Below are 14,812 nucleotides of genomic sequence, written 5' to 3'. Positions count from 1 at the left end.
CCATACTCATTCGAGATTGAACGACGCTTTGAAAGCCATATCATCAATGTTCGTCCCGACCACGCTCGTTACCGCAGCCTGACAGATACGCAACTCCAGATCCTTTGATCCACTCATTTCGGAACGCCAAGCGCCGGATGATTTGCAGGACTGCTCATACCTACAGCGCAATTATGGATTCGCGCTCAGAAAGTATGATTTGAAGGCGATCAAAGTTAAGTCGTCGACATTCAGTCTCGGTGCCTTCTCGAGACTCATAGGTAGTCTTCAGACGTAGTTTCTCTTCCCTACCATAGATGTTGAAACCTTGCGGTACAGTCTGGCAGTAGAAGCGCGCTCCGTTACGCATTGATCCTGTTTCTGTTTGGATTGTAGGAACAACAACGAATCTCAAAATTTTCAGGCCCTCTCCTATATTGTCTTGCGGTTTGGTGCTCGCCGCGGTAATCGATAGGCATTCCAACAACAATTTAACGTGGAGCAGCAACGCTTGGAATTGAGACAACTGCGATATTTCGTAAAAATCCTCGAACACGGCAGCTTGGGACGCGCAGCTCTTGAACTGGACGTCGGCGTATCAGCCCTTAGCCAACAGATCGCGAAACTTGAAAGTGAGCTGTCAACCCGCCTCCTTAATCGCACCACTACTGGCGTCACACCTACCAGCTCCGGTATGGCGTTCCTGCACCATGCCCAGCTGTGTTTGCGGCAAGCCGAAAATGCGATCATGGCCGCTCACCGTGGGCGAATGAGTGGGTACGTCACCGTCGGAATGGCGCCCACGACTTCCACTGTTCTTGCCCTGCCATTGATCAACGCGATGCGAGAGCGTTACCCGGATATTCAATTGCACCTGGTCGAAATGCTATCCGGGCATTTGGCCACGCAACTCAATGCTCGCCAGATCGACCTGGCCATTCTGTTTCAACTCGAAGGTGGTAAGCGCTGGAGCGTGACACCGCTGCTCGACGAAAAACTATTTGTCATCAGCTCACCGCACCTGCCCCACGCACCACAAGGAACCAGCGTGCAACTGGCGGATCTGGGGCAACTTCCACTGGTAATGCCCAGTGCGCAACACGGTTTGCGTTCTACGCTGATGGTTGCGTTTGAACGTTCGGGATTGGCTCCCAACATCATCATGGAAGTGGATGGGCTTGCCGTATTGATGAACGCCGTACGCGCAGGTCATGCTGCCACCATCCAGCCCGGTGCGGCAGCAGCGCTCAAAGGTGAGTCGGGACTTTCAGTGGTGGAAATTTCCGATGCTCACGTAGGTCGACGAAACCTGCTGGCGACACTGCCTGATGATGAGCTGTCTCCCGCTGCTCTGGCGGCGCGACTGGTCATCACCGATGTCGCTCGACAGTTGGTCGTTGATCAACAATGGCCGGGAGCATCGTGGATTGAGGACGTCGCGTCATGATCCCGGCGCACCCTCTTCCCGGTTTCCAATACTGAGGTGTCCGCGCCAAAGCCTTTATGAAAACTAAACACCCCCATTCATTTCGCGCCTTTCGACAATAAGCTGACAGCTCTACCTTCCCCCCACTCGCGAGGAGCACTTCGTTCATGCCTCCTTGCGATTGAGGAGTGATGATGATCGACGTATTAGTAATTGGCGGCGGCAATGCCGCCTTGTGTGCAGCGTTGATGGCGCGAGAGGCTGGCGCTAGCGTGATGCTGCTGGAGGGCGCACCGAAAATCTGGCGCGGTGGCAACTCGCAACACACACGAAACCTGCGATGTATGCACGACGCACCGCAAGATGTGTTGGTCGATGCCTATCCCGAAGAAGAATATTGGCAGGATCTGCTGAAAGTCACCGGTGGGATTACTAACGAAAAGCTTGCACGTATTGTCATCCGCGCCTCGTCGAACTGCCGTGACTGGATGCGCTCCCATGGTGTGCATTTTCAGCCGTCGTTGTCTGGTGCCCTACATGTTGCGCGCACCAATGCGTTTTTCATGGGCGGCGGCAAAGCGTTGGTTAACGCGTACTTCCGCAGCGCCGAGCGGCTGGGAGTGAAGATCCGCTACAACGCTCAAGTCATCGACATCGAGTTGAAGGACGGAGCATTCGTCGCAGCCCACATCGGTGAGCGTGAGGTCAATGGTCAGCGTTTGCCCGCCGAGCGGATCCAGGCCAAGACGTGCGTTCTGGCGGCTGGCGGTTTCGAGTCGAACCGCGAGTGGCTCCGTGAGGCTTGGGGCCAAAACGATCGCGGAGAATGGCCGTCAGACAATTTTCTGATTCGCGGGACGCGCTTCAATACTGGTGTACTGCTTCGGCGCATGCAGAGCTTGGGCGCCGATTTTATCGGTGACCCAACCCAAGCGCACATGGTGGCCATCGACGCCCGTGCGCCCCTGTATGACGGTGGTATCTGTACCCGTATCGATTGCGTATCGCTGGGCGTGGTGGTCAATCGCGACGGCGAACGCTTCTATGACGAAGGCGAGGATTTCTGGCCCAAGCGCTATGCGATCTGGGGCCGCCTGGTGGCGGGTCAACCCGGTCAACAGGCCTACTCGATCATCGACCAACAAGCCCTCGGCCGTTTCATGCCTCCGGTGTTTCCGGGCACTAAAGCCAACTCTCTGCAAGACCTGGCCCGCCAGTTGAAGCTTCCCGTGACGCAATTTGTCAAAACCATCGAGGAATATAACGCAGCCTGCTGCGTCGGCACGTTCGACCACACCGCGCTGGACAATTGCCACACCGAAGGTTTGACACCCGCCAAAACCCATTGGGCCCGCCCATTGGTAAAGCCCCCCTTCTGTGCCTACCCACTTAAACCTGGCGTGACCTTCACCTATCTAGGCCTCGCTACCGACGATACCGCCGCCGTTCACTTCAACGGCAAGGCTAGCCCCAACCTGTTTGTCGCAGGAGAAATGATGGCGGGCAACGTATTGGGCAAGGGCTATACCGCCGGCATCGGCATGGCCATTGGTACCGCATTCGGTCGCATCGCCGGTGTGCAAGCCGCGGCTGCGGCCGGCTTCCTGACCCCTTCCTCCACGGAGCCCCAACATGCAGCTGTTTGATCCCAAGGCACCGGGTAAATTGATTCCCGTACTCAACCTTGATGAAAGCGAAGTTCAGCGACAAATGACCGTTTGCAATGCCTGCCGTTACTGCGAGGGCTTCTGCGCTGTATTCCCGGCCATGACAAGGCGTCTGGAGTTTTCTCAGGCGGATATCCATTACCTGGCGAACCTTTGCCATAACTGCGGCGCATGCCTGCATGCCTGTCAGTACGCTGCCCCTCACGAATTCGTAATCAATGTGCCCAAGGCCATGGCCAAAGTCCGCCTCGACACTTATACCGAGTACGCCTGGCCACAGGCGATGGGCACACTATACCGACGCAACGGACTGACTCTGGCACTGTCCGCCGGTGTCGGGCTGGCACTGTTCCTGTGTCTCACGTTGATGGTGATGGGCAACCTGTTCACGGCGATGCCCGGGGGAAATTTCTACGGGATCTTTCCGCACAACACCCTGGCCGTAATGTTCGGTGCAGTTTTCGGATTCGCGGTACTCGCGTTAACCCTTGGCGCGCGGCGCTTCTGGCGCAATGTTTCACCGACCGACGCGCCCGCGCAGGAAAAAACCGCTGCTGCACTGGAAGCCACGGCCAACGTCGCCCGGCTCAAATTTCTGGACGGTGGCCATGGCGAGGGCTGCAATAACGCTGATGATCGATTCACCTTGTGGCGGCGGCGCTTCCACCACTTCACCTTCTACGGCTTCATGCTGTGCTTCGCCGCCACTGGGGTCGCCACGCTCTACCATTTCCTTCTGGACTGGTCGGCGCCCTACCCCGTCTTGAGCTTGCCGGTGATGCTGGGCATCAGCGGTGGGCTCGGGTTGCTGGTCGGCCCTGCGGGTCTGTTGTGGTTGAACCTGCGTCGCAACCCCGAACACGGCGACGAAAACCAGAAACCCATGGATCGCGGCTTTATCGCACTGCTGTTCCTGGTCAGCGCCAGCGGCCTGGCACTCCTGGCGTTCCGTGAAACCGCAGCCTTGGGCCTGTTGCTGGCAATCCATCTCGGCCTGGTCATGGCGTTTTTCCTGACCATGCCCTACAGCAAATTCGCCCATGGCATCTTCCGCAGCGCCGCGCTGCTCAAGTACTCCATCGAAAAACGCCAACCCAACCCGATCAACGCAGGTAGCGACTGATCGGCGATCCATTCATTCCAAAAACAATATTGATCACCACGGTAGCCTGATGAAAACAACAACTCAAGACACCCGATCCAAGGGGTCCAAACTGGGCGCCATCCTGCGGGTCACTAGCGGCAATTTTCTCGAACAGTTCGACTTCTTTCTGTTCGGGTTTTACGCGACCTACATCTCCCATACGTTCTTTCCTACCACCAGCGAGTTCGCCTCGTTAATGATGACCTTCGCCGTATTCGGCTCGGGATTTCTGATGCGGCCGCTGGGCGCTATCGTGCTGGGCGCATACATCGACAAGGTGGGCCGGCGAAAGGGGCTGATCGTGACGCTGTCGATCATGGCCGCGGGCACGGTCTTGATCGCCTTGGTTCCGGGCTACGCCAGCATAGGCATCGCAGCGCCGATATTGGTGTTGCTCGGGCGACTGTTGCAGGGATTCTCCGCAGGTGCGGAAATGGGTGGTGTTTCCGTGTACCTGGCTGAAATCGCCACGCCCGGACGCCGGGGTTTCTATACCAGTTGGCAGTCGGCCAGCCAACAAGTGGCGATCATTCTTGCGGCTGCGTTGGGCTATACGATTAACGCGTCTATGGAGGCCGCCGACGTTGCAGCCTGGGGCTGGCGTATCCCATTCTTCATTGGTTGCCTGATTATCCCGTTCATCTTCATCATTCGCCGCTCGCTACAGGAAACCGATGCATTCAAAGCGCGCAGCCATCACCCAAGTGCCAGTGAAGTCTTTCGCTCGATGCGGGACAACTGGCGCACGGTACTGGCTGGTGGTCTGTTAGCGTCGATGACCACGACCACGTTCTATCTCATTACCGTCTACACCCCGACTTTCGGCCGGTCTGTACTGAACCTGAGCACCAGCGACAGTCTGGTGGTCACGCTCTTCGTCGGCCTGAGCAACTTCATCTGGCTGCCCATCGGCGGTACGATCTCTGATCGCATTGGACGCCGCCCCTTGTTGCTGGCGGTCACCTTGCTGTGCATCTTCACCGCCTATCCCGCCATGCATTGGCTGGCCGCGGCGGCAAGCTTCGAACGACTGCTCGCCGTGCTGCTGTACTTCTCTTTTTTCTTTGGCATTTACAATGGCGCGATGGTTGCTGCATTGACTGAGGTAATGCCTCAGAACGTACGAGTCGTAGGATTTTCACTGGCATTCAGTTTGGCAACGGCTGTGTTTGGCGGCTTTACACCCGCCGTATCAACAATCCTGGTGCAGGCAACAGGTGACAAGGCGTCGCCCGCCTACTGGCTAATGTTTGCTGCGTTGTGTGGGTTCACAGCGACGACGATCCTGTATCGCAGGCAAAAAGCAGTGCCAGTCAACGCTTGATCAAAGAGAGGTTTCGGCGGAATTCAGGGCTTTGCACTGAATAAATATCGCGCCCTGGCCTGCATTGTATGCGTCCGGCAAAGGCATCTAGCCCGCTCTGCTAAGCCAAGACAGGTGTGCACTTCAATTTAAGTGGACACCTCGTCTAGCCTTTTTAAGCAGATACTCCATGCGGCCAATGCGCCGTTCCTATTCCAAATCCTTCAAAACCCAAGTATTCGGAAAGCCGTAGCCGCACTTCAGTAGATAGGCTTCGGCAATGGGCCAGTTTGGGATCTTGATGATGGTGGATGACAGCTGTTTGACTCCAAGGAGAACAGCATCTCAAAGTAATAATGGCTGCAGCTCAAACCAACTGACGCATTTTATGATTACCGCAAGCGCCCTCCTCCGCTTCTTCCCTCCGGTTGAAAAAAAACGTGAAATCGTCGATGCACGAGTTGAAACGTTCAGCCATACACAGCGCCGAGGCCGCAGATACGGCTGTTGGTATCACCCCCTGATTGAGGTGACATGGTCGGGCGACAAACTCGCCATGGAGGCACACCCCATGTTCGCAAGTGTGCGATCCATCTCATCTTTGATAATGCTCAGCACCTGGCTAGCCCCTTCCTCGCCACCTGCAGCCAGACCGTAGAGTAGTGGCCTGCCTAGAAGAACACCACCCGCACCGAGCGCCATAGCTTTAACAACGTCAGAACCACGTCTGAAACCGCTATCAACAAGCACCTTGCCCGGATGAGCATTAGCAATTTGCTTAAGAACAGGCATAGGCGAGCAGCTCGAATCAAGTTGACGCCCGCCATGGTTTGAGAGGATTACGCCGTCAGCTCCGAACGCCATACAACGCGCAGCGTCTTCAGGGTGAAGTATTCCTTTGACTAACAGCCGATGTGGCCAGAGTTCTCGCAATCTTTTAAGTGAATCCCAGTTGAAACTGGCATCCATTTTCCGCGACAGCAGCGCAGCTTGAAGCTCTACGTTGTTGGCGTCCTGATTGGCGAAATTTGCCATCTGCGGCATCCCGCCTGCAAGCAAGCTTATAGACCAGCGCGGATGGAGCATTCCATCGAGCATTACCTTCGGCGTGTACTTGAAAGGCAGGCCAAAACCACTACGTAAATCACGCTCACGCTTGCCGTTCACCGCAACATCAGTGGTCAGCACTAGCGTTCTGTAACCTGCCGCCAGTGCACGAGCTACGAGTTGATCAGCAAGTGACGGGTGCACTACATAGAGTTGGAACCACAGCTCCCCTCCCGCTTTTTCCGCGACCTCCTCAATGGACGCATTGGCCGCCGTGGACAATATAAAGGGGATACCGGCTTTCCTAGCCGCCCTTGCTAAAGCGATATCGCCCTTCGGCCAAAATGCCCCATTAAGCCCCATCGGAGCTACCAGGAGCGGCAGTGGCTGAGTAGTACCGAAGACGTTAACGCTCAGATCACGCTGGGCGACATCAACCAAGCGTCTTGGGATGAGCTCCCAATGGTCGAACGTGTCCCGGTTACGCTGCAGGCATTTCTCATCATCGGCGCCGCCTTCAAGGTAGTCGAAGACCATTCTGGGAAGGCGCCGTTGCGCCAGTGAACGAAAACCTTCAACGCTAAAAGCTAAGCTCATGGTGTCCTCACGGCAGTACGAGAATACAAAGTAAAAACCCCACTCTATTGAGCGGGGCCTAATTGATCAAATCGATACTATCCAGGCCCTGAATAGATCACGCTTATTCAGAAGTAACCGCAAGTGCTGAGGACGTGACTAGATGGGTAGCAGCACCAGGTGCGGTTTCGATCAGGAACAAACCAGTGACAGCCGCTGCAAGTGATACCGCTCCCACTACCATCATGGGTAGCGCCAAGCCGTATAGATCGGCCAAACCACCTGCAATCACAGGCATCAATACACCGCCAATTAATTCGCTCACACCCGTTGGCACACCAACTGCTGCTCCGGTCATATTGGATGGGACGGACTCGCTAGGAATCACAGCCAAGAACAATGGTGCGATGCCAAATCCGAAGATACCGGCGGCAAACAGGATCGAAAACATCACCCAAGGGCCGGCGTGGCTCAGAGCAAATGCGAGCATCAGCAGACCGTAAATAGTGGCGCAAGTCACCAGCACAGGTTTACGCCCCCATCGATCCGACAAGGCGGGTACGGCGATCATTCCTATGAAGCCACCGAACCCCCAGCCCGAGACGATCAATCCCGTCGTGCTCAACGACAGCCCCACCACTTGAGTGAGGTAAAGCGCGACGAAGGTCGAGAATACGAACAAGCCCGTTTGAAACAGAGAGCCGATGACTGTAGTCACCCAGATATTGCGGAATTTGAGCACGCTGGTGATAGGAGCGCTTTTGCGTGCATCGCGCTCGACGGTCACCTTACTGGGTTCGCGCATGAGCTTCGCGAGCATCACCGTCAAAATCAACCCAGGAATCCCGAGCAGAAAGAACACCCACTCCCATGGCATGTACAAGCTTAATTGAGTCGCAATGATCGGGCCCAAACCGATGCCCAACAGTGGAAAGAATGCTTGGTGAATGCCCATATTGAGCCCTCGCCGTTTGGGCGTCGATATCTCTGCGAGCGTCGCGACACTGGCACTGAAAACCCCGCCTTCACCTACGCCAAGAAGGCCTCGAACGACCAGCATTCCAGTGAAGCTTTTTACCGCTCCCGTCATCCATGTCATGAGTGAGAAGAAAATGCCGGAGTAGATCAACACCTTCTTCCGACCGTGGCGATCACTCACGCCACCAAGAACATAAGTAGACAGCGCCCATGTCAGCGCCAATACAGAAGCGATTGCACCGGCTTGGGTATTACTCAACCCCAGCTCTGGTTTCAAGATTGGAAACAAGTACACCACCACCAACCGATCCAGACCTACGATGCCAAACAGCACCGCTAGCAGCCACACCATTTTCCACTCGTAAGCTGAATCACCAAGCGATTTATGCTGCATGTTATGCACCCATCAAAAAGGGATATCGATTAATTGGCTTCAAGGTCGTCAACAAGAGCAAGCTTGTCATCCGAACCGATTGATGCGTCCTCTGTAACGGGCCTGCGTGGCTCGCTGTTAAACAGCAGTCTTGTGACATCGCTTCGGGAGTAGTGGCCAACCGGATCTGCTGCAACTTTGGCCATCGTGACGGCGTCAAGGTTGATGTCCCCGTACAGCAGTCCTTCCTGGTCTGGCGGTAATGGAGTGGCCAAATCGGCGCCGTCGGGGCCATAGATGCGCGCGAAGCCTCCCCCGACCTTTAGTAAATTACGTGCTTCATCCGTTTGGCAGAGCAATTCAACAACGTCCTGGGAAACCATCCCGCACGGGGCGAGAACGAAACACTGGCCTTCAACGGCATATGTGCGGCTTACGGCGTTATTAACCTCACCACCAATTGCTGGGGTGACGTCCGTATAGAGGGAAAAACCTGGCCATGCGGCGACGTGCACTTGCTCATGCTTGCTGTACATCGCGAATTTGGTCAGTGGCTGAATATGCTCCCAGCAGCACAGTCCTCCGAGCCGACCAATGTTGGTTTCATGAACTTGGATATCACTACCGTCGCCCTCCCCAAAGACCATGCGCTCTGCCACGGTTGGTTTGAGCTTGCGTCGGGTCGACAGGGTACGGCCCTGGTCGTCAATGAAAGTCTGCGCCATGTACAAGCTGCCATTGGATCGCTCGGTGAAGCCGAGGCACACGAAGATTTCATGGTCGGCTGCCGCTTGCTCCAATCGACGATAGTCCGGGCTATCAATCACCAAGGCCTGCTCGTGATATTGCAGCATGTACTGCATTGCCCAAGCTGGTGACCCCAGCCAGAAAAACCATGGGTAACCAGGAATGAAGTTTTCCGGAAACGCGATTACCCGAGCACCGTTGCCAGCTGCCTCGGCAATCAATTGAATGCACTTATCAACCGTCGCGCTGCGATCCATGAAGACGGGTGCTGCCTGCACCACTGCGACTCGATACGAAGTTGAAAAAGACATAGAAACCTCAAAAAAAGATGGCGCTCAGCCGTTGCTGCATCTTTGATGAAAATGCCCAATTGGAATGTGCTGAAAGTCTTGTCAGATTTGCTCTAGCTTCTCCATGCCATGGGTGGAGGGCACCCAGGCATGAAGAAAAATGTCTTAGCGGCTCACGACGGGATCTGCGAAATCCTGCTTGGGCAGATCTACATGCCGCTGGGAAACGAATTCTGTAGCGCTATGGCCTAGGCCCAATGCATACGCTCCTGGCGCTACAGACCAGCGCTGTGCCTTGACGTCAAAATCGGCGAGCAGGCGTGAATCCACGTGCAGGGTTATGGATCGCGATTCCCCGGCACGGAGCTCGATCTTGTTCCACCCCAGCAAGCGTTGCTGAGCTCGACCAGGCATACCCGTCAGATAGAGCTGAGGAACATCTTGTCCCGTCAGCTTGCCGATGTTGGTCACGTTAAAGCTAACGGTGAGCGGAGAGGTTTTTTCGACCTTCAGCCCATCATATTTAAACTGTGTGTAGGAAAGCCCGAAGCCGAATGGGAACAAAGGATTGATGTTTTTTCGCGCAAACCATTTATATCCAACGTCAGCGCCTTCGATGTTGTAGTCCACATCGATCTTGGCGTTTTCGGGGCCACCAAAGCCGGGTACCACAGGGCGAGGCAGTTGTTTGAGGTCTGCCGGGAAAGTGATCGGGAGGCGGCCCGATGGATTTACTTTGCCGGTCAGCGTGCGAGCGATGGCCTTACCACCACCTGCACCTGGATACCACGCCTGCATGACTGCTGCCGTTTTGTTGAGCCATGGCATGCTGATAGGGCCACCAGTTTCCAAGACCACAATGGTTTTAGCGTTTGCGGAGGCCAATGCGTCAATCAAGCCATTCTGACCGCTAGGCAACTCCAGGTCATAGGTGTCGTAACTCTCCATCATCCACTGCGTCGCGAACACGATGACCACGTCAGCGTTCTTGGCCAACGCAGCCGCTTCCCCGGAGTTACGGCCATCGTTGAAGGTAATGACTGCATCTGGCAGCTCCTCCTTCAGAGCCTTAAGCGGCGAGCTTCTATGCCAAACCATCTCGCGCAGTGAAGCGAACTGACCTTCGCCTCCCGTAGGAATTACCAGGCCAGCACCCTCTGGCTCTACAACCTGTGACGAACCGGCTCCAGAGAGAACCCCCTTGTCCGCGTTGCCACCCACTACAAGGATCTTCTTGGTCGCACCATTGAGAGGCAACGCATGCTTCTCGTTGCGCAACAACACCATCCCCTCTTCGGCAGCTTGTTGTGCTACGGCCTTGCTCGCTGCGTAATCAATAGGTGTTTTAACAGGAGGGTGCTCAAAGAGGCCAACATCAAACATCGAGCGCAGGACTCGCTGGCTCATTTCACCCAAACGAGTGCGATAAACTTGGTCTTGCTCAGCTTCGGCCAACAGTGGCTTCTCGAAGAAAACATCTCCAAATAACCACTTGTCCAACTGTGTGCCCATCTCGATATCCACGCCATGCATGGCGGCTTCGACACCGTGAACAGAACCCCAGTCGGACATCACAAAACCGCGATAGCCCCAACGATCCTTTAAGATGCGCTGAAGCAGATCAGCGTTGTCGCAGGCGTGAATGCCATTGACTCGGTTATAACCACACATCACTGCGCCCGGCTGGCCGCGCTCGATGGCGATTTGAAATGCCAGCAGATCACTCTCACTCAAAGACCGTTCACCGATGACAGCGCTCATGCCCATTCGCGCGGTCTCTTGATCGTTCATGGCGAAATGCTTGATCGTTGAAAGCACATGCTGGCTTTGAATGCCCTTGATGTTTTCACCTGCCATCGTGCCAGCAAGCAGGGGATCCTCGCCAAAGTATTCAAAATTCCTTCCATTGCGTGGATCACGAGCCAGGTTTACGCCACCTGCGAGCATGACGTTGAATCCTTTACTCCATGCTTCATGCCCGATCATTTGGCCGCCATCGTAGGCGACCTTCGGATTCCAGCTGGCAGCACTGCTGAGCCCTGAAGGAAGGGGCGTCCCCCCATCTCCTGGCCGGACATTGGCAGGGTTGGCAACGCCCAGGCTTGCATCGGTGATTTGGAGCGCTGGGATGCCCCGCGTTGTGTCGGCAGGCACAAACCCAGCGGATCCGATGGCGCCATCTGGCACTGTAAATCCAAGGATAGGCATGGCCATTTCGCCGTGTACTCGGCGTATTTGCTCTTCAAGTGTCAGATCTTGCTGAAGAAGCTTTGCACGATGATCAGATGATTTATCCGAGTCTAACCAAGGTTGAGACGCCGCGAGTACGTGGGTGTTTGTCATTATAAGTGTCAGCAGCATGGTGGCGCTTGAAGGAATTCGGTTTTTCATTGGGTTGTCCTTTAGAAGCTGATGTTGAATCGCAGGCCAAGCACCGTCGCATCCGGCACTTTGTCCACACCACCTGGAGCGTGGTAATACTGGATATTTGGCTGGAGGTAGAGCCACCTCGTGGCTTGGTAGCGATAGAACAACTCAGTCGAAACTTCGGTGTCGCCTAGCGGGAGATAACGGGGATCGTCGTAGTCATCGACGCCTGCCAACTGGTTAGTAAGATCTCGATTTCGTGTCCAATCTTTGTTGATCTTGATTGCCGTACTGGCAAATCCAAGCATGTCATCCGGGCGATTGTCGAAAAGGCCGTTGTAGTAAAGACCGGCGCCGTAGCCGTAATGCAGGACAGAAGTTTCCTTGTCATTGATCTCGGCGTTAACAAAAGCGCGCAGGCCTTGCTTACTGTCTCCGCCAGGCCCCGTCAGTTGCTGTTCAAAGAAAGCCCAAGCCGCCCGCTTACCATGGCGAGTCTTGAATCCAGCAGATGGATTAGATGCCTCCATCCCGCCGGCAGCACCTGCTACAACATCGGGTGCGTCTACGTTGCTGTAATAGGCGCCAATGAAATAATTACCCGCTAACTTTCGCTCTCCCCAATAAGGGCGCCAGCCGAGCAGCACCGGGTAGATTTGCCCTTCAGTACCACGATCACTGAGGGAAATAGCTCTGTCATTGGTGGTGGTCTGGGGGTTCTGCTGGTAGACGCCAAACTTTACGTACCAATCCGGCGTCATGTGCCAGGTAGTCGTAGCCGCCCACGTACTGATTGGCCATCCGTACCAAATGTTGCTTATGCCAGGGACGGTGCCGCAGTTGACAAGACTTTGAAACTCACAGGTGGACGGAAAAAACTCTTCCGTCGGTGTCATTTTCCCAACCCTAAGGCTCAACTGTTTGTCGAAGAAGTTTTGCTGGTAGGTGAGTCGGGTCAAGCGCGTCACAGAGCCAAAGCCCCACACTTCTTGCGAGAGATTGGGAAGTGAACCCGTGCGAGGGTCGTTCACGCGAGTGTTTGTAAGTAACTCATGGTTGTTTCGATTAGTTACGACGAGGCTGAATTCTCCATCCACACCGAGCTTTTTACTCAAATCGTAGTTAAACAGGGCTGTGGTCTGATCACTTGTTTCCAAAGCTGTCTTTTGGTCATAACCACCTCTCACGTTCGTAGCCAGTTCATTTACGTAGAACAGCCCAAAGGTGAACCCTTGCTCACTAAGCTCATTGCGTTTCCCCGACCAATCACCAGTCAGCCATGGCGAGTCTGAAGCTAAAGGCTCAGCAGCTAGGGCGGGGATGCTGATTGACCCTACGAGGGCTAAACCACCAGCTGCTATACGTTTCTTCAATTCGAGTGCTCCTTTTGTCGAGCGCAAAGGAGCTCGCCAGGCTCCTACTTGCTTCGTGTATATGTGTGGGGGCAGAAAAATCTTGATAGCGGCGCCAAGCTGTCTGCGTTGAGAACTATCGCAGGCCACTGGAGTAAACCGCTGCCCTCCACTTCCTGAGGAAGTTGCCTCTATTTCTTAAGGTGGAGCGCGTCATCAGGCGAGCGTGAAAGTCGACGTCACGCCCTGAAATGAGGCGAGTTGCGGTGGCGAGAAAGCGAAACGAATGCCTTCCTGTACTCCGCTTCCACCATTACTGGGCTGTGGATCTCAAATCGATGAATCTCTGTGGGAGAGGCACCCTATTTGCTTGCTTTTAGGCAAGCAGCCAGCGCAGGACACTCAACATGCACACCACACTCTCAACAAGAGCAATACCCGAAGGTGACCGCCTACCTTTTTGGAGGGAAACAATTGGAAAAATGTTTATGCCTCTGGAGTGCGTTGCCGGCGCGGGGACGTCCTTTAGTGCGGATCTGCAACATGCGTCCGTGGGGCCAGTAGACTTAATGGCCATGACGGCCAGTCCGCATCAGGTGACCCGAAGCGCTCGTTTAGTCCGCAACTCTGACGCTGACTATTTTATGGTCAGCTATCAAATTTCCGGACAGGGTTTTTTGAGACAGAGTGATAAAGAATCCCAACAGAGCGCTGGAGACTTCGTTCTCTACGACAGCACTCGGCCATTTGAAATGGGATACTGCGAAAACTTCAGCAAGTATATCCTTAGAATTCCTCGCAGCCTTCTTAGCGCTCACGTGAGCAGCCCTGATCGCCTATGCGGATTGACAATAAGCGCCAAATCAAGCCCTAGCATTTTGCTGGGCGGCATGCTGCGCTCTCTGGCAGAAAGCAGGGCTGAGATGGCAACAACTGTGCTGGATCCGATAGCCAACGCTTTGATTGAGTTGGTAGTTGGAGGTTTGCAGTCCTTACCTCAGGCTCAACAAGGCGAAGTATCTAAACTTCAGACCTTTCATCTATCCAGGGTAAAGAGTTACATACTTCAGAACCTGAGAGACCCGAGCCTGAATATCGAGAGGATTGCTTTAGATCTTAAGATGTCGGTGAGTTCTCTATATCGGATTTTTGAAAAAGAAGATCAGCCACTTTCTCAGTGGATCTGGAGTCAACGGCTTCAGCTATGTCAACGCGACCTGAAGAGTCCTGTTTTGAAAGAAAAGAATATTGGTGATATCGCATTTGATTGGGGGTTCAGCAATTGCACGCACTTCAGCCGTGCATTCAAACGCGAAACTGGAATGACTCCCAAGGAGTTCCGTAAGCAACACATGACTGGATAAGATGATCCAGGGGCCACGTAACTCCATCATGCTTCGACTAGGACGAAGCACTCTGTCGCTTTTTCACGACAGCTCTTTCATGCCTATCAGAGCATGGAGGCACTGAGTAACAGGAACGTGAACACCAGCGGCCTGCCCTTTCTCCACAATTGCGCCCGCTATAAGTTCATTTTCAGTCTGGCGCAATGTGCATGGCTGC

Annotated in this window: 11 protein-coding genes; 5 read left to right on the top strand and 6 right to left on the bottom strand. The window is 54.6% G+C overall.

What is annotated here, in order from left to right:
• Window positions 1-490 precede the first annotated feature (490 nt).
• The 4 genes from ACEN8R_RS09765 to ACEN8R_RS09750 all read left to right on the top strand — a co-directional run bounded on the left by ACEN8R_RS09765 (window position 491) and on the right by ACEN8R_RS09750 (window position 5,540).
• A complete protein-coding gene (locus ACEN8R_RS09765; protein WP_138867536.1) occupies window positions 491-1,426 on the top strand; it encodes a LysR family transcriptional regulator in 936 nt (311 codons plus the stop codon).
• A 173-nt stretch (window positions 1,427-1,599) separates the two neighbouring features.
• The gene (gene tcuA / locus ACEN8R_RS09760; protein ID WP_495624811.1) at window positions 1,600-3,051 is read left to right on the top strand and encodes an FAD-dependent tricarballylate dehydrogenase TcuA; all 1,452 of its coding nucleotides are present in this window, start codon (window positions 1,600-1,602) and stop codon (window positions 3,049-3,051) included.
• Window positions 3,038-4,195 (top strand): tricarballylate utilization 4Fe-4S protein TcuB, encoded by a 1,158-nt coding sequence (gene tcuB, locus ACEN8R_RS09755; protein WP_495624810.1) that lies wholly within the window; start codon window positions 3,038-3,040, stop codon window positions 4,193-4,195. The genes tcuA and tcuB overlap by 14 nt, the downstream gene beginning before the upstream one ends.
• A gap of 49 nt (window positions 4,196-4,244) precedes the next feature.
• Window positions 4,245-5,540 (top strand): MFS transporter, encoded by a 1,296-nt coding sequence (locus ACEN8R_RS09750; RefSeq protein WP_495624809.1) that lies wholly within the window; start codon window positions 4,245-4,247, stop codon window positions 5,538-5,540.
• Window positions 5,541-6,032: 492 nt separating this feature from the next.
• On the opposite strand, the gene ACEN8R_RS09745 is transcribed toward ACEN8R_RS09750, so the two are convergent.
• From ACEN8R_RS09745 to ACEN8R_RS09725, 5 genes are all read right to left on the bottom strand, one after another.
• Window positions 6,033-7,163 (bottom strand): alpha-hydroxy-acid oxidizing protein, encoded by a 1,131-nt coding sequence (locus ACEN8R_RS09745; RefSeq protein WP_032833723.1) that lies wholly within the window; start codon window positions 7,161-7,163, stop codon window positions 6,033-6,035.
• 103 nt (window positions 7,164-7,266) lie between these two features.
• A complete protein-coding gene (locus ACEN8R_RS09740; RefSeq protein WP_495624808.1) occupies window positions 7,267-8,514 on the bottom strand; it encodes an MFS transporter in 1,248 nt (415 codons plus the stop codon).
• A 29-nt stretch (window positions 8,515-8,543) separates the two neighbouring features.
• Window positions 8,544-9,551, bottom strand: coding sequence for a carbon-nitrogen hydrolase family protein (locus ACEN8R_RS09735; protein WP_495624807.1), 1,008 nt, complete (start codon window positions 9,549-9,551; stop codon window positions 8,544-8,546).
• 144 nt (window positions 9,552-9,695) lie between these two features.
• On the bottom strand, window positions 9,696-11,921 hold the full coding sequence (locus ACEN8R_RS09730; protein WP_495624806.1) for a beta-glucosidase family protein: 2,226 nt from the start codon (window positions 11,919-11,921) through the stop codon (window positions 9,696-9,698).
• Window positions 11,922-11,932: 11 nt separating this feature from the next.
• A complete protein-coding gene (locus tag ACEN8R_RS09725) occupies window positions 11,933-13,270 on the bottom strand; it encodes a carbohydrate porin (protein ID WP_495624805.1) in 1,338 nt (445 codons plus the stop codon).
• 386 nt (window positions 13,271-13,656) lie between these two features.
• On the opposite strand from ACEN8R_RS09725, the gene ACEN8R_RS09720 reads away from it, so the two are divergent.
• Window positions 13,657-14,613, top strand: coding sequence for an AraC-like ligand-binding domain-containing protein (locus ACEN8R_RS09720; protein ID WP_081626502.1), 957 nt, complete (start codon window positions 13,657-13,659; stop codon window positions 14,611-14,613).
• Window positions 14,614-14,676: 63 nt separating this feature from the next.
• Here ACEN8R_RS09720 and ACEN8R_RS09715 read toward each other — a convergent pair whose 3' ends face one another.
• Window positions 14,677-14,799: a ketopantoate reductase C-terminal domain-containing protein gene (locus ACEN8R_RS09715; protein WP_167331178.1), complete on the bottom strand. Its 123-nt coding sequence runs from the start codon at window positions 14,797-14,799 to the stop codon at window positions 14,677-14,679.
• Window positions 14,800-14,812 lie beyond the last annotated feature (13 nt).

Source organism: Pseudomonas sp. Pseusp15, from assembly GCF_059492165.1.
The sequence above is the reverse complement of the archived record's forward strand: the minus strand, read 5'-3'. Positions and strand labels throughout refer to the sequence as shown.